General features: G+C 72.6%; 19 protein-coding genes and 1 tRNA gene. 9 read left to right on the top strand and 11 right to left on the bottom strand.

The features are described from left to right. Nucleotides 1-182 precede the first annotated feature (182 nt). The 3 genes from ACXJY8_RS22135 to ACXJY8_RS22125 all read right to left on the bottom strand — a co-directional run bounded on the left by ACXJY8_RS22135 (nucleotide 183) and on the right by ACXJY8_RS22125 (nucleotide 3,159). On the bottom strand, nucleotides 183-446 hold the full coding sequence (locus ACXJY8_RS22135) for a hypothetical protein (RefSeq protein WP_463773830.1): 264 nt from the start codon (nucleotides 444-446) through the stop codon (nucleotides 183-185). 216 nt (nucleotides 447-662) lie between these two features. Beyond that, entirely contained in the window at nucleotides 663-1,460 is a 798-nt protein-coding gene (locus tag ACXJY8_RS22130; protein WP_463773828.1) for a collagen-like domain-containing protein, read from the bottom strand. Between the two features lie 262 nt (nucleotides 1,461-1,722). Then, nucleotides 1,723-3,159, bottom strand: coding sequence for an aminotransferase-like domain-containing protein (locus tag ACXJY8_RS22125; RefSeq protein ID WP_463773826.1), 1,437 nt, complete (start codon nucleotides 3,157-3,159; stop codon nucleotides 1,723-1,725). Between the two features lie 357 nt (nucleotides 3,160-3,516). Here ACXJY8_RS22125 and ACXJY8_RS22120 point away from each other — a divergent pair, with 357 nt between their 5' ends. The 8 genes from ACXJY8_RS22120 (at nucleotide 3,517) to ACXJY8_RS22085 (ending at nucleotide 10,568) form a co-directional block, all read left to right on the top strand. Beyond that, nucleotides 3,517-3,999 carry an MSMEG_0572/Sll0783 family nitrogen starvation response protein gene (locus tag ACXJY8_RS22120; RefSeq protein ID WP_463773823.1) on the top strand — a complete coding sequence of 161 codons (483 nt, stop codon included), beginning with the start codon at nucleotides 3,517-3,519 and terminating at the stop codon, nucleotides 3,997-3,999. Between the two features lie 84 nt (nucleotides 4,000-4,083). Further along, nucleotides 4,084-5,175, top strand: a complete 1,092-nt coding sequence (locus ACXJY8_RS22115; RefSeq protein WP_463773820.1) for a Nit6803 family nitrilase — start codon at nucleotides 4,084-4,086, stop codon at nucleotides 5,173-5,175. Continuing rightward, the gene (locus tag ACXJY8_RS22110; protein ID WP_463773818.1) at nucleotides 5,129-6,232 is read left to right on the top strand and encodes an MSMEG_0568 family radical SAM protein; all 1,104 of its coding nucleotides are present in this window, start codon (nucleotides 5,129-5,131) and stop codon (nucleotides 6,230-6,232) included. Before ACXJY8_RS22115 ends, ACXJY8_RS22110 begins: the two co-directional genes overlap by 47 nt. Then, the gene (locus tag ACXJY8_RS22105; protein WP_463773815.1) at nucleotides 6,229-6,774 is read left to right on the top strand and encodes an MSMEG_0567/Sll0786 family nitrogen starvation N-acetyltransferase; all 546 of its coding nucleotides are present in this window, start codon (nucleotides 6,229-6,231) and stop codon (nucleotides 6,772-6,774) included. Before ACXJY8_RS22110 ends, ACXJY8_RS22105 begins: the two co-directional genes overlap by 4 nt. Then, nucleotides 6,774-7,769, top strand: coding sequence for a sll0787 family AIR synthase-like protein (locus tag ACXJY8_RS22100; protein ID WP_463773813.1), 996 nt, complete (start codon nucleotides 6,774-6,776; stop codon nucleotides 7,767-7,769). Before ACXJY8_RS22105 ends, ACXJY8_RS22100 begins: the two co-directional genes overlap by 1 nt. Then, the gene (locus tag ACXJY8_RS22095; RefSeq protein WP_463773811.1) at nucleotides 7,766-8,941 is read left to right on the top strand and encodes an MSMEG_0565 family glycosyltransferase; all 1,176 of its coding nucleotides are present in this window, start codon (nucleotides 7,766-7,768) and stop codon (nucleotides 8,939-8,941) included. The genes ACXJY8_RS22100 and ACXJY8_RS22095 overlap by 4 nt, the downstream gene beginning before the upstream one ends. Then, the gene (locus tag ACXJY8_RS22090; protein ID WP_463773808.1) at nucleotides 8,934-9,215 is read left to right on the top strand and encodes an MSMEG_0570 family nitrogen starvation response protein; all 282 of its coding nucleotides are present in this window, start codon (nucleotides 8,934-8,936) and stop codon (nucleotides 9,213-9,215) included. The genes ACXJY8_RS22095 and ACXJY8_RS22090 overlap by 8 nt, the downstream gene beginning before the upstream one ends. Nucleotides 9,216-9,281: 66 nt before the next feature. Beyond that, a complete protein-coding gene (locus tag ACXJY8_RS22085) occupies nucleotides 9,282-10,568 on the top strand; it encodes an MSMEG_0569 family flavin-dependent oxidoreductase (protein WP_463773804.1) in 1,287 nt (428 codons plus the stop codon). A 60-nt stretch (nucleotides 10,569-10,628) separates the two neighbouring features. Here the strand turns inward: ACXJY8_RS22085 and ACXJY8_RS22080 are convergent, their stop codons facing one another. Next, on the bottom strand, nucleotides 10,629-11,435 hold the full coding sequence (locus tag ACXJY8_RS22080) for a hypothetical protein (protein WP_463773802.1): 807 nt from the start codon (nucleotides 11,433-11,435) through the stop codon (nucleotides 10,629-10,631). A gap of 36 nt (nucleotides 11,436-11,471) precedes the next feature. Between ACXJY8_RS22080 and ACXJY8_RS22075 the strand changes: the two genes are divergently transcribed. Beyond that, nucleotides 11,472-12,506: a substrate-binding domain-containing protein gene (locus ACXJY8_RS22075; protein WP_463773798.1), complete on the top strand. Its 1,035-nt coding sequence runs from the start codon at nucleotides 11,472-11,474 to the stop codon at nucleotides 12,504-12,506. Between the two features lie 54 nt (nucleotides 12,507-12,560). Here ACXJY8_RS22075 and ACXJY8_RS22070 read toward each other — a convergent pair whose 3' ends face one another. The 7 genes from ACXJY8_RS22070 to ACXJY8_RS22040 form a co-directional block, all read right to left on the bottom strand. After that, nucleotides 12,561-13,337: an ABC transporter ATP-binding protein gene (locus ACXJY8_RS22070; protein WP_463780908.1), complete on the bottom strand. Its 777-nt coding sequence runs from the start codon at nucleotides 13,335-13,337 to the stop codon at nucleotides 12,561-12,563. Then, nucleotides 13,334-14,332 carry a FecCD family ABC transporter permease gene (locus ACXJY8_RS22065; protein ID WP_463780906.1) on the bottom strand — a complete coding sequence of 333 codons (999 nt, stop codon included), beginning with the start codon at nucleotides 14,330-14,332 and terminating at the stop codon, nucleotides 13,334-13,336. The genes ACXJY8_RS22070 and ACXJY8_RS22065 overlap by 4 nt, the downstream gene beginning before the upstream one ends. Before the next feature lie 59 nt (nucleotides 14,333-14,391). After that, nucleotides 14,392-15,411 (bottom strand): iron ABC transporter substrate-binding protein, encoded by a 1,020-nt coding sequence (locus ACXJY8_RS22060; RefSeq protein WP_463773796.1) that lies wholly within the window; start codon nucleotides 15,409-15,411, stop codon nucleotides 14,392-14,394. A gap of 191 nt (nucleotides 15,412-15,602) precedes the next feature. Next, nucleotides 15,603-15,986 (bottom strand): HU family DNA-binding protein, encoded by a 384-nt coding sequence (locus tag ACXJY8_RS22055; RefSeq protein WP_463773794.1) that lies wholly within the window; start codon nucleotides 15,984-15,986, stop codon nucleotides 15,603-15,605. Nucleotides 15,987-16,119: 133 nt separating this feature from the next. After that, complete coding sequence (locus ACXJY8_RS22050) at nucleotides 16,120-17,076, bottom strand: LysR family transcriptional regulator (RefSeq protein WP_463773789.1); 957 nt, start codon at nucleotides 17,074-17,076, stop codon at nucleotides 16,120-16,122. A gap of 406 nt (nucleotides 17,077-17,482) precedes the next feature. Further along, nucleotides 17,483-17,558 (bottom strand) — tRNA-Lys (locus tag ACXJY8_RS22045). A 103-nt stretch (nucleotides 17,559-17,661) separates the two neighbouring features. Beyond that, the gene (locus ACXJY8_RS22040) at nucleotides 17,662-19,263 is read right to left on the bottom strand and encodes a 2-isopropylmalate synthase (protein ID WP_463773785.1); all 1,602 of its coding nucleotides are present in this window, start codon (nucleotides 19,261-19,263) and stop codon (nucleotides 17,662-17,664) included. Nucleotides 19,264-19,268: the final 5 nt, after the last annotated feature.

Raw genomic sequence — 19,268 nt, 5'->3', positions numbered from 1 at the left:
ATGTCCAGGTCCGGCGGGTCTCCGTTCGCGCGGGCTCGGAACCCGTGCGGCCTCCGCGCGAACCTAGGGGGAAAGGGGCGCGGCCGGATAGCCGTGCAAGTCCGGCATCCCCAGAAGAATGCACGTCGTCGGGCAGAGGATCGCCCCGTCCCGGCGCCCCGTCCGGTTGTTCGATCGGCCGCTCAGCGTGAAGGCCCGTCCAGTCCCAGATGCCCGTGAGCTTCGGACGGCGTCATCGTCCTGATGGCTGCGTCGGAAAACCCGCGGCTGCGAAGCTCGGCCCTCTGACGATTGGTGATCATCAGCGAAACGGCGGCCGATTCCGCCGGGATGCTCTCCGGGATCTCCGGCCGTGCCTCGGCCGCGCGGTCCAGGCGCGCCCGAAACACCGCCTCCGCCGCATCGCGGTCGAGGAACCGCAGGAGATCGTCGTCACCCTCCGCCATCGTGCCGTCCGTTCATCCCGCTCGCCGACAACGCCGCCCGCGCGAGTCCGAGCGCGCCCACCGGCTTCGCCCGCAGCTTAATCGAACGCACCCGACTTCGGCAGCTTCGGATCGCCGGGCGGCCGGCGGCCCCCTGTCGCGCCGGCCAGGCCGGCGATCCGGGCCGGCCCCCCGGTGTCTCGCGGGACACCCCGCCGCCGGCAGCCCGAGGATGCCTCACTGCTTGGCGCAGATGGCCCTGGCTTTGACGGGGACGGCCTCGACCGAGAAGCAGTAGATGTTCGCCTCGTCCATCACGGGACGCTCGCCGCGGCTGCACGTGCCGCTGACGGCGAACTCGTCGGCGTTGCAGGACGCCCGGCAGCGGGTGCCCACCTCGCAGGTCTCCATCTGGACCCGCAAGGGGGAGCCGACCGGCCCGGGTTTGCCGTCCTGCCCCGCCGGTCCCTGCGCGCCGACCGGTCCGATGGGACCCGCCGGGCCGGCCGGCCCCGGAGCCCCCTTCTCGCCGCGCTCGCCCGTGTCGCCCTTCGCACCGGCCTCGCCCTTGTCGCCTCTCTGGCCCTGCGGGCCTTCGGGTCCCTGGGCCCCCGCGACGCCCTGGGGTCCCCGGGGACCGACCTGCTGGGCTGCCGGCGGAACGACGGGCGCCGACCTCGCCATGTTGGCGGCATTCGTGATCGCTGGCGCCTGCGCGTCCGGTCGCGCCGCCTGTCCCTCGGGACCGCGCTGCCCGCAGAAGCCGATCACGGATTGGCGGCTTTCGGTGCCGGATCGGAGCGTCACGATGCATTCGGCCGGGTGATAGGGAAGGCGGAACGCGAAGCGACCCGTCGCATCGGCCGAAACCTTGCCCTTGTCGTCGAGCGTCACCTCCGTCGAGCGCGGTGGATTGAGGCGCCCGGCGACCCGCAGCTCGCCATTGGTGATCATGGACTGCTCGACGACGATCTCAGCGGCCGCGGACGTGCCTGCGAGAGCGAACACCAGCACGGAGACGAGGGGCAGGATCACGGGTGCTTCCTCGATCTGAGAACACGGAGCAAGCTAAGGAGCACGGCGAGACGGCGTCAAACGCGCATTCTGATTAGGCCTATCCTCCTGTCGGCCTAGCCGGTGCCCCGAGCCGCCGCGTGAGGGCGCGCCGGAACGCGAGCGCGGCGCCGAAGCGGGCCCGCCTTCCGACCGCGATCGTCCTCGGCGCGCCCGCACGGAATCCCGTCCGAACCTGTGGTGAAGCGAAGCGTCCGGGAGCAGGCCCCTTCGGGAGGCCGCCTCAGATGTAGGTCGACGCCAGGGCCGGCGAGCCTTCGAGCGCGTGCGCCAGCATCTCCAATCCGTGCGTGATCTGCTGCCGGGTCGAGGGGCCTCCGAGGCAGAGGCGCACGGCCTCCGGGGGTGTGCCGGCGACGCAGAAGGCGTCGCTGCTGACGACACCGAGGCCGGCGGAGCGGCCCTGGCTGGCGAAGGCCGAGCGGGTCCAGCCCTCCGGCAGGGTGATCCAGGCGTGAAAGGCGTGTGGGTCCGCCAGATAGGTGCCTGCCGGGAGCAGGCCCGCCGCGATCCGCTGGCGGACGGCGGATTCCGCGCGCACGAACTGCACGATGGCGTCCGCCGTGCCGTCCATAATCCAGCGGGTGGCGAGCGTGGTCGAGATCGGCGAGGCCATCACCGTGGCGGCCCGGAGGGCGCCGCCGAGCGGGAGGGCGGACCGGGCGCTCGGAGCGACCAGGAAGGCGAGGCGCAGGCCGGCGCCCAGGCACTTGGCGAGGCCGGCCACGTAGTAGGTGATCTCGGGCGCGAGTTCGGCGAAGCTCGGCGGCGGGCTCGGGCAGATATGCGCGTAGGCGTCGTCCTCGATGATGGCGACCGCGTAGCGGCGCGCCACGGCGATGATGGCCTCCCGCCGCGCCCGCGGCAGGGTCGCGGTGGTCGGGTTCTGCAGGAGCGGGTTCAGGTAGATCGCCTTCGGGGCGACCCGGGTGCAGGCGGCGGCGAAGGCGTCGGGGTCGACGCCGTGCCGGTCCATCGGCAGGTCGACGAGGCGCAGCCCCAGATACGCCGTCAGCGAGCGGATGCCCGGATAGGTGATGCGCTCGGCGCAGATCGCGTCGCCCGGGCGCGCCACCTGGCCCAGGACGCTGAACAGGGCGCTGTGCGCCCCGGGGCAGATCAGCAGGCGTTCCAGCGGCGCGACGATGCCGCGCCCGCTCAGCCAGCGCTGAGCCGCCTCCTTGTCGTCGTCGGTCCCGCCGAAGCCCTGGTAGCGCAGCAGGCCCGGCAGGTCGCCCGACAGCTCCGCGAAGGAGGCCTGCATCCGCGCCCGCAGGGCCGGGGCATCGGGCTCCGGGGGCAGGTTCATGGTGAAGTCGACGGGCCCGACCCGCCCGGCGGCCGGGCCCGCCGGGCGACCCGCAGGGCCCGGATCAACCACGAAGGTGCCCTGGCCGACGCGTCCATCGATCAGGCCGCGCTTGTGGGCCTCGGCATAGCCGCGGGACACCGTGGTGAAGTTGAGAGCGAGGGTTTCGGCCAGGGCCCTCTGGGTCGGCAGGCGCGTGCCCGCCGGCAGCCGCCCCGTCCGGATGTCCTCCAGGAGCGCCTCCGCGATGGCGAGGTAATGCGGCTTGCCCCAGCGCTTGAGGTCCGGAACCCAGGTTCCGCTCCCCGTGTCGCCGGAGGTCCATCGCCCGTCGCGCGCCGTGGAGCCCATGCGTCGCCCATGCCTGCCGTCGAGATACGATCAATACTGGATTGTATGGCTAGCAAGCCCCGTACCGTACGGCCGAGGTCGGGAAGATTTCATCGGATCCAGACAATGCATCCAATCCCCGGCTCTCGATTGAGCAGCGGATGATCAGACGTTGCGCAACGAATGCCTGCGACGAATGCTGTATGTTCCGGCCATCCTCGTGCCGGCGATCGAGATTGATAGCAATATTGTATGCATAGACGGCGGGCGAATTGATCGTCTTATTGATGGATCTGCTTTGGCATGTGCTTTGCCATGCCGGGGTGTGGCCGCTCGAAGCCTCGGCTGGTGCGGGCCGCCCATCAAGGAGTGGAATCCATGCCTGCGGTGAATCGCGAACCCCACAAGAAGGGCGACGTCCTGGTCGATTACGAGGAGAAGGTCTTCGAGGACGTGAAGGCCGAGCCGGGCCAGAAAGCCCTGGTCACCTTCCACACCGTCGCCTTCGAGGGCTCGATCGGCCTCGTGAACCTGCTCCAGGCCACGCGCCTGCAGCGCAAGGGCTTCGACACCTCCATCCTGCTCTACGGCCCGGGCATCACGCTGGGCGTTCAGCGCGGCTTCCCGCGGCTCGGCGACGAGGCCTTCCCGGGGCACCTGAACTTCAACAACCAGATCGAGAAGTTCATGGCCGAGGGCGGCAAGGTCTATGCCTGCCGGTTCTCGACCCAGGCGCTCTACGGCCACGGCGAGGCGTCCTTCATCGAGGGCATCCGCATGATCAACCCCCTCGACGTCCTCGACTGCATCCTCCTGCACAAGCGCGACAACGCGGTGATCCTCGACACCTGGACCGTCTGAGCGCGGCCTCAAGGCCCCGCATCCGGAACGTCGCACCGGGTGGCCGCGCGCGACGCGGCCGCCGCCACAGCCGGAGGATCAGCCATGTCGGAGAACCGGATCGTGCGGGCCGCCGCCGTCCAGATCGCGCCGGACCTCGACCGGCCGGAAGGCACCCTGGAGCGGGTGCTCAACGCCATCGACGAGGCCGCCGGCAAGGGCGCGCGCTTCATGGTCTTCCCCGAGACCTTCGTGCCCTACTACCCGTACTTCTCCTTCGTGCTGCCGCCGGCCCTGCAGGGCGCGGAGCACCTGCGCCTCTACGAGCGGGCCGTGACGGTGCCGGGCCCCGTCACGGACGCCGTCTCGGCCGCCGCCCGCCGGCACGGCGCCGTCATCGTGCTCGGGGTCAACGAGCGCGACCACGGCTCGCTCTACAACGCGCAGCTCGTGTTCGACGCCGACGGCACCCTGGTGCTGAAGCGGCGCAAGATCACGCCCACCTACCATGAGCGCATGATCTGGGGTCAGGGCGATGGCGCCGGTCTGACGGTGGTCGAGACGGCGGTCGGGCGCGTCGGGGCGCTGGCCTGCTGGGAGCACTACAACCCGCTCGCCCGCTACGCCCTGATGGCCCGGCACGAGGAGATCCACGCCGCGCAGTTCCCCGGCTCCCTGGTGGGCCAGATCTTCGCCGACCAGATGGAGGTGACGATCCGCCATCACGCCCTGGAGGCGGCCTGCTTCGTCGTCAACGCCACCGGCTGGCTCAGCGAGGCGCAGGTGGCGCAGGTCTGCCCGGAGGAGCGCCTGCGCGGCGCCTGCCGCGGCGGCAACTGCACGGCCATCGTCTCGCCCGAGGGCCGGCACCTCGCCGATCCGCTCGGCCCCGGCGAGGGCATCCTGATCGCCGACATGGACCTCGCGCTGGTGACGAAGCGCAAGCGGATGATGGACTCGGTCGGCCATTACGCCCGCCCCGAACTCCTCAGCCTCCGGCACGACGACCGTCCGGCCGCGCCCGTGCAAAGCCCCGCCCGTTCCCACGATCCATCCTGGAGCCTCGACCATGAGCAGCGCCCCGCTTCCGACGTGCCGTCCCGCGTCCCCGCCGGCCGCGACGGGAGCGGGAGCGGTGGGCCTGGTCGGGATGCCGACGGAGCGCCTGATCAACGCGCTGCAATCCTACGGCGTTAGGCTCGCCGACAGCCGGGCCGGGGCCCCGAGCCGGCGCGGCGGCGCCGGGCCTTCGGACCACAAGGCGATGACCATCGCGGGCCGCACCGTGATGGTGCCGGTCCATACCGAGGCGGCCTTCGACTCGCCCTTCCTGGTGCGCCGCCCCGACCCGGATGGGATCTCGGTGATCGAGCACGACGGCGCGGTGATCGGCCGGGTGACCTTTCCGGGCAGGCCGCGCTTCTACGCCCTCTCGACCCTCGACGGGGTGCCGTATTCCCAGATCGCCGTGCTGCACGGGCGCGACGTCCTCGCCACTACGGTGCTGCAGACCTGCATCCGCTACGCCAGCCGCACCAAGACCTGCCGGTTCTGCTCCATCGGGCAATCGCTCGCCGCCGGGCGCACCGTGGCGCGCAAGACGCCCGAGCAGCTCGCCGAGGTCGCCCGCGCCGCCGTGCTGCTGGACGGCGTCCGGCACATGGTGATGACCACGGGCACGCCGAACGCCACCGACCGGGGGGCGGCGATCCTGTGCGAGAGCGCCTTCGCGGTGAAGGCGGCGGTGGACCTGCCGATCCAGGCCCAGTGCGAGCCGCCGGACGACGACCGCTGGTTCGAGCGCATGAAGGCCTCCGGCATCGACGCGCTGGGCATGCATCTCGAGGCGGTGACGCCGGAGGTGCGCGCCGCGATCATGCCCGGCAAGGCCAGCGTGCCCCTGGCGCGCTACATGGACGCCTTCGCGGCGGCCGTGCCGGTCTTCGGGCGGGGCCAGGTCTCGACCTACATCCTCGCCGGCCTCGGCGACGCGCCGGAGGCGATCCTCGCCATGGCCGAGCGCCTGATCGGCCTCGGCGTCTACCCCTTCGTCGTGCCCTTCGTGCCGATCTCCGGCACGCCGCTGGAGAGCCACACGGCGCCCTCGCCGGACTTCATGCACGCGATCCTGCAGCCCCTCTCGGCGATGCTGGGGCGGGCGAACCTGCGCTCCACCGACATCAAGGCCGGCTGCGGGCGCTGCGGCGCCTGCTCGGCCCTCTCCACCTACGAGGGCGCGGGGGCGGCGGCATGATCCTTGAGCCCGTCGCGCCCTACCGGCCGAGCCATTTCCGCGTGAAGTTCGCCAGCGCCCCCTGGGAGCGGCGGGCCTGTGCGGCCCTACGCCGGCAGGTGTTCTGCACGGAGCAGGGTCTCTTCGCAGGTGACGACCGCGACGCTCTCGACGGGCACGCCATCCCGATCTGCGCCTTCTCGACGCTGGCGGGCGAGGCCGATGCCGTGGTGGGCACCGTGCGCATCCACCCGGCGGCGGAAAGGCCGGGGGAATGGTGGGGCTCGCGCCTCGCCGTCTCGCCGGCCTACCGCGGCACCGCCGCCCTCGGGGCCGGGCTGATCCAGGTCGCGGTCGCCTCGGCCCATGCCCGCGGCTGCACGCGCTTCCTCGCCCATGTGCAGGCGCGGAACGTGACTCTGTTCCAGGCCCTGCACTGGACGAGTCTCGACGCGGTCGACCTGCACGGTCACCCGCATCACCTCATGCAGGCGGATCTGTCCGCCTACCCGCCGATGCACGATCCTGAGCACGGGCTCATCACCTTCCGCAGGGCAGCCTGATGGGCGAGACCATCGATCTCCAGGCGCTGGCCGGCCAGATCCGCGACGCGCGCGGGCTCGCCCACAAGCGCGACATCGATGCCGTCGTCGCCCGCCTCGGGCTGGGCGCCCGCCACGCCGCGGTGCCGGTGGGCGACGATTGCGCCGCGATCCCCGACGGCGACGGCCACCTGCTCCTCGCCATCGAGGGCTTTCTCGACGCCTTCGTCGCCGCCGACCCGTACTTCGCGGGCTATTGCGGGATCATGGTCAACCTGAGCGACGTGGCCGCCATGGGCGGGCGTCCGCTCGCGGTCGTCGACGCGCTCTGGAGCCGGGACGCCGCGTCGGCGGACCCGATCCTGGCCGGCCTGTCCGACGCGGCCGCGTTCTACGGCGTCCCGGTCGTGGGCGGCCACACCAACACGCGGGCGGGCACCGGCAATCTCGCGGTCGCGGTGCTCGGCCGGGCGGGGCCCCGCCTGCTCACCAGCTTCGACGCCGCGCCCGGCGACGACCTCGTCGCCGCCATCGACCTGCGCGGGCGGTTCCGCGAGCCGCACCCCTACTGGGACGCCTCCACCGGCGCGCCGGGCGAGCGGCTGCGCGGCGACCTCGCCCTGCTGCCGGGGATCGCCGAGGACGGACTGGCCCAGGCCGCCAAGGACATCAGCATGGCGGGCGTCGTCGGCACGGCCCTGATGCTGCTGGAATGCTCGCGGGCCGGCGCCGTCATCGACCTCGCTGCGATCCCGCGCCCGGACGGGGTGCCCCTGGCGCGCTGGCTCACCGCCTTCCCGAGCTTCGGCTATCTCCTGAGCGTCCGCCCCGAGGCGACGGCGGCCGTGCGCGCCCGCTTCGCGGAACGCGGCATCGCCGCCGCGACCATCGGCCGGGTCGATGCGAGCCGGGTCGCGCGCATCCGCGATGCCGGGGGCGCCGAGGCCGTGGTCTGGGATTTCGTGGCCGGCCCGCTCATCGGCTGCGGCCGGGACCGTGCGGAGTCCGTCGCATGAAACCCCTGCGCATCGCCCTCCTGACCCATTCCACCAACCCGCGCGGCGGCGTCGCCCATTGCCTCGCCCTCGCCGAAGCGCTGTGCGCCCTCGGGCACGAGGCGGTGGTCCACGCGCCCGACCCGTCGGGCCGCGGCTTTTTTCGCGATGCCGCCTGCCCGACGGTCTCCGTCGCCGCCCGCCCCGTCGTTGGCGACACAGTCGACCTCGTGCAGGCGCGCATCACCGATTACCTCGTTCATTTCGGATCGCCGGCGGCCTGCGACTTCGACGTCTTCCATGCCCATGACGGCATCGGCGGCAACGCCCTCGCGACCCTGAGGCACCGCCGCCGGATTCCGGGCTTCGTCCGCACGGTCCATCACCTCGACAGCTTCGCCGAGCCGCAGCTCACCCATTGGCAGGACCGCTCGATCCAGGAGGCGCAGCGCCTCCTCTGCGTCAGCCGGGGCTGGGCGGACCGCGTCCGAGCGGACTTCGGCGCCGTGCCCGAGGTGGTCGGCAACGGCGTCGATCCCACCCTCTATCGCCCCGGGCCGGACGCGCAGGACGCGCAGGTTCGGGCCCGCTGGGGGCTGGGGGCCGGCCCGGTCGTCCTCAGCGTCGGCGGCTTCGAGGCGCGCAAGAATACCCTCGGCATCATCGAGGCCTTCGCACGCCTGCGCGAGGCCCACCCCGCCGCGCAGCTCGTCGTCGCCGGCGGCGCCTCTCTCCTCGACCACGCCGCCTACCGCGCCCGCTGCCAGGCCGCGCTGGCCGCCCACGGTCTCGCCCTGGGCCCCGGCGGCCCCGTGATCGAGACGGGTGCCCTGCCGCAAGCCGACATGCCGGCCCTGTACCGGGTCGCCGACCTCCTCGCCTTCCCGTCCTGGACGGAGGGGTTCGGCCTCTGCGTGCTGGAGGCGATGGCCTGCGGCACGCCGGTCGTGGTCTCCCGCGGCGCGCCCTTCACCGAATACCTGCGCGCGGACGAGGCGCTCTTCGTCGATCCCGCCGATCCGGCCGCGATCGCCGCCGCGATGACGGCCGCCCTGGTGCCGGGGACCCGCCAGGCCCTGCAGCGGGCCGGCTTCGCCGTGTCGAAGGCCCAGACCTGGCGCGCCTGCGCCGAGCGCCACCGCGCGGCCTACGCGGCCTGCGCCCGCACCGAACCGGAGTCGATCCATGCCTGAGATGCGCTTCCACGTCCGCTGGCCCGACGGCCGGCGCGAGGCCTGCTACTCGCCCTCCCTGGTGGTGAAGGACTTCCTCAGCCCGGGCGAGAGCTACGCCCTCGACGATTTCGTCGAGAAGTCCCGCACCGCCCTGACCATCGCGAGCGAGCGGGTGCGCGAGAAGTACGGTTTCGCCTGCTCCTCGGCCCTGGACCAGCTCGCCCGGATCGAGGCCACGGCGCAGGGCCAGGCGCCCGCCGGCCGGGTCACCGTCGAGGCCTTCGAGCCCTGAACGGGCTCCCCGCCCCTGCGCCGTCGGGAGCCCGCCGCCGTCCCACGCTGTCCCGGAGTCGAAGCCATGACGTCCACGCCCCGTCACGTTCCGGTCGCCGTCGTGGGCGGCGGCCAGGCCGGCCTCTCGATCAGCTACCACCTCAAGCAGCGCGGCATCGCCCACCTCGTCTTCGAGGAGCATACCGCCGCCCACACCTGGTCGACGCAGCGCTGGGACACCTTCTGCCTCGTCACGCCGAACTGGCAGTGCGACCTGCCCGGCCACCCCTATGACGGCCCGGACCCGGACGGGTTCATGCGCAGGGACGAGATCGTGGCCTACCTGAAGGCCTTCGTCGCCAAGGTGGACCCGCCGCTGCGCGAGGGCGTGGCGGTGGAGCGCGTCGCGCGGCGGGAGGATGGCCGCTTCGCGGTGACGACTTCGGAGGGCGACTACACCGCGGACGAGATCGTCGTCGCCTGCGGGGGCTACCACACGCCGATCATCCCGCGCATGGCCGAGAAGCTGCCGGGCACGCTCACGCAGATCCACTCGAACCAGTACCGCAACCCGGAGCAACTGCCGGACGGGGGCGTGCTCGTCGTCGGCTCCGGCCAGTCCGGCGCCCAGATCGCCGAGGACCTGCACCTGGCCGGCCGCACGGTGCACCTCGCGGTGGGCGACGCGCCCCGCTGTGCGCGGTTCTACCGGGGCCGCGACGTCGTTACCTGGCTCGCGGACATGGGCTATTACGAGATGACCGTCGAGAACCATCCCCTGCGCGACGGCGTCCGCGACAACACCAACCACTACGTGACAGGCCGCGACGGCGGCCGCGACATCGACCTGCGCCGCTTCGCCCGCGAAGGCATGCGGCTCTACGGCGTCCTGCAGGACTACGCCGACGGCCGCCTGCATTTCCGCGACGGCCTCCAGCGCTCCCTCGACCAGGCGGACCGGACCTACAACGGCATCAACGCGGCCATCGACCGCCACATCGCCGAGCACGGCATCGCGGCCCCGCCCCAGGCGCCCTACACGCCAGTCTGGGAACCGGGGGATCCGGTCACCAGCCTCGCCCTCGACGGCTCCGGCATCACCGCGATCATCTGGTGCATCGGCTTCACGCCGGATTTCCGCTGGCTCGACGCGTCGGTCTTCAACGGCGCGGGCAGCCCCAAGCACCGGCGCGGCGTGACGAGCGAGCCCGGCATCTCCTTCATCGGCCTGCCCTGGCTGAACACCTGGGGCTCCGGCCGCTTCGGCGCCGTGGGCCGCGATGCGGATTATCTCGTGCAGGTCATCGAGAAGCGTTTGAGGGCCGAACGGTTCGCCCCGGAGATGCGCGGGCTGAGCCGCGCCTCGGCCTGAACCCCTGCCCTGCTGGGCACCGCCGGGATCGGAGGCGAACGGCGCTCGATCCGGATCGCTCTACCCGGCGGCCAGGATTTCAGGGGCCAGCATTTCGTGGTCGAGGCGAAGCCCGAACCGGCGCGGGTTCGTCCAGGCATCGTCGCTCAGTCTCGCCCATTCCCAGAGCGCGCGCTCCAAGGTCCGCAGCGTGACGCCGCAGCGACGGGCGAGGTCGCGGCAGAACGCAAGGTAATGCAGGTAGAGGTCGAGGGGCAGGGAGGGCTTGGCGCCGATCGCGAGGGGGCCGCACCCGAGGGCCTTGAGGCCGCGGGGGTCGATGACGGTGTAGTGCTCGGGCCGGATCGCCGCGAGGATCGCCGAGGCGACCGGGACGGCGACGCCGGAGAGACCAGTGAGGACCGAGACGGCGACCCGCGGGGTCGCGGCCAGCAGGGCCGTGCGCAGGGCGTCGGCGACCTCCTCGTCGCTGTTGCGCTGAGGGCGGCTCCGCCCGCGGTCGCTCACCTTCCAGGTCAGGATCGGGGCGAGGTTCTCGCGGGTGCAGGCCCCGTTCCGGATGCGTGCGCCGGCCGCGAAGGCCGCCTGCTCCTTCGCGTCGAGGCGGTATCCCGACGCGAGGGCGGGAATCTCGGCGGTCGGGAAGGGCAGGCGAAGGGGCAGCGGGCCCTCGCGGCCCGGTCCGTGCGCGCGGGCCGTGCGCAGTGCGAGGGCCAGGGTCGGGACTGGAGCCGCGCCCGGTTTCGCGTGCCCGAACGCCCGTCCGGCGAACGGCCCGTCATGGTGGTCGCGCCTCATGCGGTCGAGCCCCTGGTTCATGCTACCCGTGATGCCGATCGCCGCATGACGATCGCGACGCTTGCGCATCGCATCCTCGTAGAAAGATGTTATGACGCCATTAATATGACGCCAACATCCGAAATACCTCCGCTGACCATCGAGCTCGGCCTCGGCGGCACGATCGCGGTCGGGTTGCATCGCGTCTCGGTCTCCGAGGCGGTCGTCGTCCTCGAGGCGATCGCGTCGACGGGGTCGGTCCAGGGCATCGCCACCGCGCTCGGTCTGTCCTACCGGGCGGCCTGGGAGCGGCTCCGCGCCCTCGAGACCGGGCTCGGGCATCAGCTCGTCCAGAAGACGCGCGGGCACGGCAGCACCCTGACGCCGACGGGCGTACTCCTGCGCGAGGCCCTGGGGGCCGCCGCCGCCAGCCTCGCCGAGCCGATGGCCCGCGAGGCGCGCGCCATCCGGGCCCGTCTCGCGCCGATCCTGACCGGGGACCAGCGCCCCCTCACGCTGGCCGCGAGCCACGACCTCCTCGTCATGGAGGTCGCCGCGGCCTGGCCGGGAATCCACCTCGCGGTGGCCGGCAGCGCGGAAGCGGTCGCCCGCCTGACGGAGGCCCGTGCCGACGCGGCGGGATTCCACTGCGGTGCGCTCGACTGGAAAGCGGCCGGGCCCGCCTTCGCGGAGCTCGCGGCCAATCCAGGCTTCCGGGTCCGGCCGCTGTTCGAGCGGGAGCAGGGCCTGATGCTCGCGGCCGGCAATCCCCTCGGCATCCGAAGCGTGCCCGACCTCGCCGCGGGCGGAGCCCGCTACGTCAACCGGCAGACGGGATCGGGCACCCGGGTCTGGTTCGACCGCCTCCTGGCCGAGCACGGGATTCCGGCCGAGCGCATCCGCGGCTACGCCACCGAGGAGTTCACCCACCAGGCCGTCGCCGCCGTGATCGCCTACGGGGCCGCCGATGCCGGCCTCGGTGCGCGGGCGGCGGCCGACCGCTTCGGCCTCGACTTCCTCTCCGTCGGCTGGGAGCGCTACTACCTCGCCACGGCCCGCTCGCTCGCCGACGCGACCTTCGGCGCCCTCGCCGAGGCCCTGGCGGAGCGGGCGGCCCGGTGCCCGGGCTACCGGCCCGCCGCCCCGACGGACGCGGACTAGAGCGTGGTCGCATTGTCTTCACGCGAGCCGGCATCCACCGCGCTCGAAAAGGCGCTAATCCGGCAGGATCGGCGCGCAGACCGCGTGGGCGTGGCCCGGCAGGGGCACCACCGCGACGGCGACGCCGTAGATCCGCGCCAGGGTCGCGGGCGTGATGGTGGCCGCGGGCGTGCCGAGGGCGAGGAGGCGGCCCTCGTGCAGCAGCGCCACCCGGTCGGCGCAGAGGAAGGCGTGGTCGGGGTCGTGGGTCGAGAGGATGACCGCGATGCCGGCCCGCGACAGGCGCCGGATCTGGCCGAGCACCCGGGCCTGGTTGCCGAAGTCGAGGCTCGCGGTGGGCTCGTCCATCACGACGATCCGCGGCTCGCCGGCCAGCGCCCGGGCGATCAGCACCATCTGGCGCTCGCCGCCGCTGATCTCGGTATAGGCCCGCTCCGCGAGATGCCCGATCTCGAGGGTCGCGAGCACCCGCTCCGCCATCGCCTGGTCGGCCGGGCCGGGGCTCGCGAAGGTGCCGAGCCGGCTCGCCCGCCCCATCAGCACCACGTCGCGCACCCGGAACGGGAAGAACGCGCCCTGCGCCTGGGGTACGTAGCCGAGGCTCGCCGCCAGCCGGCGCCGGGACCAGCGCGCGATCTCGGCCCCGTCGAGGCGGATGCGTCCGCCGAGGGGCGGCAGCAGGCCCAGCAGCGTCTTGAACAGCGTGGTCTTGCCGCCGCCGTTCGGCCCCAGCAGGCACAGCACCTCGCCGGGCTCCACGGTGAGGTCGAGGCCGGTGCCGACGGGACGGCGTCCGTAGCCGAAGGCGAGGTTCTCGACGCTGAGCATCAGGCCCAGCCCCGCCGGCCGCTGGCGAGGAGCCAGAGCAAGAAGGGCGCGCCGATGAGCGCGGTCAGGATGCCGAGGGGCACCTCGATGGGGGCGATGGTGCGGGCCACGAGGTCGACGGCGAGGAGGTAGCCGGCGCCGAGGACGAGGGAGGCCGGCAGCAGGCGCCGGAAATCCGGGCCCACGAGGAGACGGGCCACGTGCGGCACCAGGAGGCCGATCCAGCCGATCACCCCCGTCACCGAGACCGAGGCGGCGGTGACCAGGGTGGCGGCGGCGATGAGGACGGGGCGCAGGAGGCGGGTCTCGACCCCGAGGGCGCGGGCCTCCTCCTCGCCGAGGCTCATCAGGTTCATGCGCCAGCGCAGGAGCACCAGGGGCACGAGGCCGAGGCCGATCGCCGGCAGGATCGCGCCGAGATCCGCGAGGGTCGTCGAGGCGAGGCTGCCGAGGAGCCAGTAGGTGATGGCGGGCAGCTGGTTGTAGGGGTCGGCCAGCACCTTCAGGAGCGAGATCGCCGAGCCGAGCACCGCGCCGATCGCGACGCCGGCCAGCACCAGCGTCAGCACCGGATCATGCCGGCGCACCGCCGCGCCGACGGCGTAGACGGCCGCGACTGCGCCGAGGCCGCCGGCGAAGGCCAGGCCCTGGATCGCCGCCACCGGCAGGGACAGGAAGATGCCGAGGACGGCGCCGAGGCTCGCGCCGGCCGAGACCCCGAGAATGTCCGGCGAGACCAGGGGGTTGCGGAACAGGCCCTGGTAGGTCGCCCCGGCCGCCGCGAGGCTCGCCCCCACCACCAGGGCGGCGAGGACGCGCGGCAGGCGGACCTGGAGGATGACGGTCTGCATCGCCGGGTCGGCCCGTGCGGGCAGGCCGAGGAGCCGGGCACCGAGGATCTCGACCACGTCGCCGAGGGGAACGGCGAAGCGCCCGGTGGCCAGCGCCAGCACCACCAGGGCGAGGAGCCCCAGCCCGGGCAGCAGGATGGGCCAGATCCGCGCCCATGGCCGGCGGCGCGCATCCTCCGGCAGGGCAAGGGCCTCGGTCTCGGCCGTCACGGCGTCTGACCGGCCGCCGCACCCGCGAGGAGGGCCGCCACCTGCCCGTCCTCGAGCTCGACATGGTAGAAGCGACGGTAGAAGTCCCGCGTGGCGGCCTCCAGGCCGGTCGGGAACAGGTCCGGATAGAGCACCTGCGCCAGCCAGCGGACGCCGATCAGGCGATTGGCGCCGGGCGGGGCATCGAACCAGCCGAAGGGCAGCGCCGGCACCTGGTAGACCCGGCCTGCACGCACGGCCCGGAGGCCGGACCAAAGCGGGTCCTCGGCGATGCCGCGCCGGAAGCCCGCATCCTGGGTGAGGATCACGTCCGGGTCCCAGGCCAGCACCTGCTCCGGCGAGACGGTGGCGATGCCGCCGGACCCGGCCGCGGCCGCGACGTTGCGGGCGCCGACCACGCCGAGGAGCTCGACGTTGATCGACCCGCCGAGGCCGGTCTCGAGCCCCTTCGGCCCGCGGGCGTAGTAGACGCGCGGGCGCCGTTCGTCCGGGACCGTCGCGATCACCCGCGCCACTTCCGCCACCGCGGCGTCCGCCGCGCCCGCGAGCTCGGTGGCGGCCGCCTCCATGCCGAGGAGGGCACCGAGGCGCCGGTAGCTCTCCGCCGTCCGCTCGAAATGCCCGTCGAGGAGCACGTAGGGAATGCCGGTCTGGGCCTGGACCCGGTCGGCCAGCGAAACGTAGGTCGGCGCGGTGCTGCCGACATCGACGATGAGGTCGGGCCGCAGCCCGAGGACCGCCTCGACATTGGCGGTCCCGCCGCGCCCGGTCAGCCGCCCCGTGGCCGGCAGGTCCCGGGCCGCGGGGGCGAGGTAGGGCTTCTCCTCCGGGGTCGGGCTGCGGATCCAGCCGACCATCCGGTCCGGCGCCAGGGTGTAGAGCAGGACGGAGGCCGGCGGCCCGGCCGCCAGGATGCGGGCCGGGCGCTCAGGCACCTCGACGGTCCGGCCGGCGGCATCGGTGAAGGGCCGTGCCACGGCCGGCAGCCCGAGGGCCAAGCCCAAGGGCAGGGACAAGGGCAGCGACAGGGAAACGAGGCGGAGGAGGGATCGAAGCCCGGACCGAAATCCGCGGCGGGGGCGTGGAGACGATGCGGTGTTCACAGTCAAAGAGCGATCCTCGGCCGGGCCGGCCCTGGTGGCAGTGTAAACGCTCCGGACCGCCGCGCCTATGGATCGGCCCGCACCGAAGGGCACCGGGCCGGCGGTCACGGCGACGCGTTCCGGCCCGCCGGCGATCGTTCCGGGGGGCGATGGGGCAGGAGGTCGAGGATCCTGGGGCGCGGCATGCCCCGGAGCGTCGCCGGTGCCGGGGGACGACCGAGTTGCGCCCTGATCGTCCGGCCCGCCTTGAACGAGACGATGCGCCTCTCGCCCACCTGCACTGCCTCCCCCGACGCCAGGTTCCGCCCCGGGCGCGGCGCCCGGGACACGGCCGAGAACACCCCGAGGCCCCGCAATTCGACCCGGTCGTCTGCCGCCAGGGCATCGCCGATCCGCGTCAGGATGGCGTTCACCACCGCCTCCACCTCCGCGAGGCCGAGATGCGGGTACTTCTCCGAGACGCGGGCGATCAGTCCGGACTTGATCATGCTGGGAACTCGCAAGCGTGGGCTGCGTGGGGGATCTCGGCGAGAACGGGACGGGAGCGATCCCGACCGGAGGAGCGGGGCGGCGCGGCGCACCGGCCGCGGCGGTCTCGCCGCGCTGCGTCCCGGCGGGTCGTCATCGTGCGTCGTGAGGGCGGGCATCGACCGCGCAGGCGCTGGCCGGCTCCTCGCCCCCGCCCTCGCCGCCGAGGGTGCGAGCCAGTTGCCGGCCGATGCCCACGAGGGCGGCCACCATCGGGGTCGCGGGCTCGCGCGGGGGCACCACGAGGCCGATCGTGTGCCGGATGTCGGGTTCGACGAGGGGGATCGCGCGCAGGCCCGGCATCGGCCCGAGGGCGTCCGCCAGGACGGCCGGCATGATGCTGGCCCAATGCAGGGTGCGCACGTGGCTCATCAGCACGATCATCGAGTTCGACTCGAGGGTCGGCGCCGGTTCGCTCCCCGAGGCCCGAAGCTGCTGGTCGATGATGCGCCGGTTCTGCATGTCGGGCGTCAGCAGGCAGAGCGGCATCCGGCTGGCCTCGGCCCAGGTGATGCTGGCGCGGCCGTCATGGCGCCCGCCGAGCGCCGTCAGCAGCTGGTAGCGCTCCTGGAACAGCGGAATCGTGGCGACCCGGCTCAGGGGCTCGTTGTCGAGGTAGGTGAGCCCGGCATCCGCCTCGAGATTCTCGATCAGGTCGAGGATGCTCGCCGAGGTCGCCGACAGGACGCTGAGGCGAACATCCGGATAGCGGACGTGATAGGGCGTGGTCAGCGCCGCGATCATCGGGAGCACGGTCGGGATCGCGGCGATCCGCAGGTGCCCGGCCGGCCCCCGCCGCAGGGTCGCGACGTCCTCGCGCATCGCGCGCGTATCGGCGACGATCCGCCGGGCCCAGGCCAGGACCCGCTCGCCCTCGGGCGTGAAGCCCTGGAACCGGGAGCCGCGCTGCACCAGCCGCGTGCCGAGCTGGTTCTCCAGGCTCTTCACGCCGGCCGACAGGGTCTGCTGCGTCACCCGGCAGGCCTCGGCGGCGCGCCCGAAATGCTGTTCGCGCGCCAGGGCGAGGAGAAGATCCAGCTTGTCGATCACGGCCTCGGCCGGGGATGCGCGGCGCCGTCAGGCCCCAAAGCCACCGGTGGTATACATCCGCTGACGGCAGCTCAATAAGTCGCGATCTTCCGATGCCGGAGCATGCTGGGACGCATTTGCGTCCGCCGGGTCCCGTGGATGTACCGACTCGTTCGTCCGGTCCCGGGCCGCGCGCACGGCCTGTCAGGCAGCGGGAGATCGGATGAGAAAGGATCGCCCCGGAGACTACCGGAGGCCGGGATCGCACCGGACGACGGCTCGGGGTCGCGCGATCAGGCGGATGCCGAAACAAGTCGCGCCGCCCGCCGATCAGTCCCGTCCCGTCGGCGCGCGGGCCGCATGGCGACGGGCCTGAAAACACAAAAGCTCCGGACGATTGTCCAGAGCTTCGGTCGCTTGAGAGATTTGGTGGGTGCACAAGGGTTCGAACCTTGGACCCGCTGATTAAGAGTCAGCTGCTCTACCAACTGAGCTATGCACCCAACGCCTTGCGGCGGTCGCTGCGGCCCACCAAGTCCGCCGCGACGAGGGGGCTGATAGCAAACGCCCCGGGGGGTGTCCACCCCCGGGGCGTTATTTTCTCGGCTAAACCGAGGCCGGACTCTGGGCGTGCAGGCGCACGGCCCAGGCTTCGAGCTTGTTGAGGGCCGAGAGGTAGGCGCGGGCCGAGGCGACCAGGGTGTCGGGGTCGGCGCCGCGGGCGGTGACGCTGCGCTCGCCGCTCTTCAGGCGCACCGAGACCTCGGCCTGGGCGTCCGTGCCCTCGGTCACCGCATGGACCTGGTAGAGTTCGAGGTCGGCCTCGTGCGGCACCAGGGCCTGGATCGCGTTGAACACTGCGTCCACGGGGCCGTTGCCGTCAGCCTCCTCGGTGACGACCCGGCCCTCGATGTCGAGCTTGAGCGTCGCCCTCTGCGGGCCGCGGGTGCCGGCGATCACCGACAGCGAGACGAGGCGGATGCGGTGGTGCGCCGTGGCGAGGTTCTCGTCGACCAGCGCCTCGATATCCTCGTCGTAGACGTGCTTCTTGCGGTCGGCGAGCGCCTTGAAGCGCTCGAACACGTCCTGCAGCTGGTTGTCGCTCAGCACGAGGCCGAGTTCGTCGAGCTTCGAGCGGAAGGCGGCCCGGCCCGAGTGCTTGCCCATCACGAGCGAGGTCTTGGCGACCCCGACCGAGGCGGGCGTCATGATCTCGTAGGTCTCGGTGTGCTTGAGCATGCCGTCCTGGTGGATGCCGCTCTCGTGCGCGAAGGCGTTCCGGCCGACGATGGCCTTGTTGTACTGCACGGGGAAGTTCGTGGCGTGGCTGACGAGCTTCGAGGCGCGGGTGAGCATGGTGCTCTCGATGCCGGTCTCGTAGGGCATGACGTCGCCGCGGGTGCGGATCGCCATGACGATCTCCTCCAGGGCGGCGTTGCCGGCGCGCTCGCCTATGCCGTTGATGGTGCACTCGACCTGACGGGCGCCGCCCTCGATCCCGGCCAGGGAGTTGGCGATGGCGAGCCCGAGATCGTCGTGGCAATGCACCGAGAAGATCGCCCGGTCGGCGTTCGGCACCCGGTTCCGGACGTCCTGGAACATCCGGCGGTACTCGTCCGGCGTGGCGTAGCCCACGGTGTCGGGCAGGTTGATGGTGGTGGCCCCCGAGCGGATCGCCGCCTCGACGCAGCGGCAGAGGTAGTCGATCGGCGTGCGGGTCGCGTCCATGGCCGACCACTCCACGTCCTCGACGAGGTCGCGGGCCTGGGCCACAGTCTTGAGGATGATCTCCACCACCTCGTCCTCGGACTTGCGCATCTGGTGCGCGAGGTGGATCGGTGAGGTCGAGACGAAGGTGTGGATGCGCCCGCGCCTAGCCTGCCGCACCGCCTCGCCGGCCCGGGCGATGTCGGCCGGGATCGCGCGGGCGAGGCCCGCGATGGTCGCGCGCTTGGCCCGGCGGGCGATCTCCGAGACCGCCTCGAAATCGCCGTGCGAGGCGATGGGGAAGCCCGCCTCGATGATGTCCACGCCCATCGTGTCGAGGAGTTCGGCGACCGCGAGCTTCTCGTCGAGGGTCATGGTGGCGCCGGGGCACTGCTCGCCGTCGCGCAGGGTGGTGTCGAAGATGAGGACGCGGTCCTTGGGGCGATCCTTGGGGCGGTCCTGTCCGCGGGCTTCGGGCGCCGGGGTCGGGGAAGTGGTCATGACGG

It is taken from the genome of Methylobacterium sp. TK31 (genome assembly GCF_055361545.1).
This window is presented reverse-complemented; position numbering and strand designations above follow the sequence as displayed.

Coding starts and splice junctions, on each gene's coding strand:
- ACXJY8_RS22080 (WP_463773802.1), bottom strand. CDS start 11,435: ATGCGCAAGCGTCGCGATCGTCATGCGGCGATCGGCATCACGGGTAGC.
- ACXJY8_RS22105 (WP_463773815.1), top strand. CDS start 6,229: ATGATCCTTGAGCCCGTCGCGCCCTACCGGCCGAGCCATTTCCGCGTG.
- ACXJY8_RS22110 (WP_463773818.1), top strand. CDS start 5,129: ATGCCGACGGAGCGCCTGATCAACGCGCTGCAATCCTACGGCGTTAGG.
- ACXJY8_RS22095 (WP_463773811.1), top strand. CDS start 7,766: ATGAAACCCCTGCGCATCGCCCTCCTGACCCATTCCACCAACCCGCGC.
- ACXJY8_RS22100 (WP_463773813.1), top strand. CDS start 6,774: ATGGGCGAGACCATCGATCTCCAGGCGCTGGCCGGCCAGATCCGCGAC.
- ACXJY8_RS22055 (WP_463773794.1), bottom strand. CDS start 15,986: ATGATCAAGTCCGGACTGATCGCCCGCGTCTCGGAGAAGTACCCGCAT.
- ACXJY8_RS22040 (WP_463773785.1), bottom strand. CDS start 19,263: ATGACCACTTCCCCGACCCCGGCGCCCGAAGCCCGCGGACAGGACCGC.
- ACXJY8_RS22085 (WP_463773804.1), top strand. CDS start 9,282: ATGACGTCCACGCCCCGTCACGTTCCGGTCGCCGTCGTGGGCGGCGGC.
- ACXJY8_RS22115 (WP_463773820.1), top strand. CDS start 4,084: ATGTCGGAGAACCGGATCGTGCGGGCCGCCGCCGTCCAGATCGCGCCG.
- ACXJY8_RS22075 (WP_463773798.1), top strand. CDS start 11,472: ATGACGCCAACATCCGAAATACCTCCGCTGACCATCGAGCTCGGCCTC.
- ACXJY8_RS22135 (WP_463773830.1), bottom strand. CDS start 446: ATGGCGGAGGGTGACGACGATCTCCTGCGGTTCCTCGACCGCGATGCG.
- ACXJY8_RS22090 (WP_463773808.1), top strand. CDS start 8,934: ATGCCTGAGATGCGCTTCCACGTCCGCTGGCCCGACGGCCGGCGCGAG.
- ACXJY8_RS22125 (WP_463773826.1), bottom strand. CDS start 3,159: ATGGGCTCCACGGCGCGCGACGGGCGATGGACCTCCGGCGACACGGGG.
- ACXJY8_RS22120 (WP_463773823.1), top strand. CDS start 3,517: ATGCCTGCGGTGAATCGCGAACCCCACAAGAAGGGCGACGTCCTGGTC.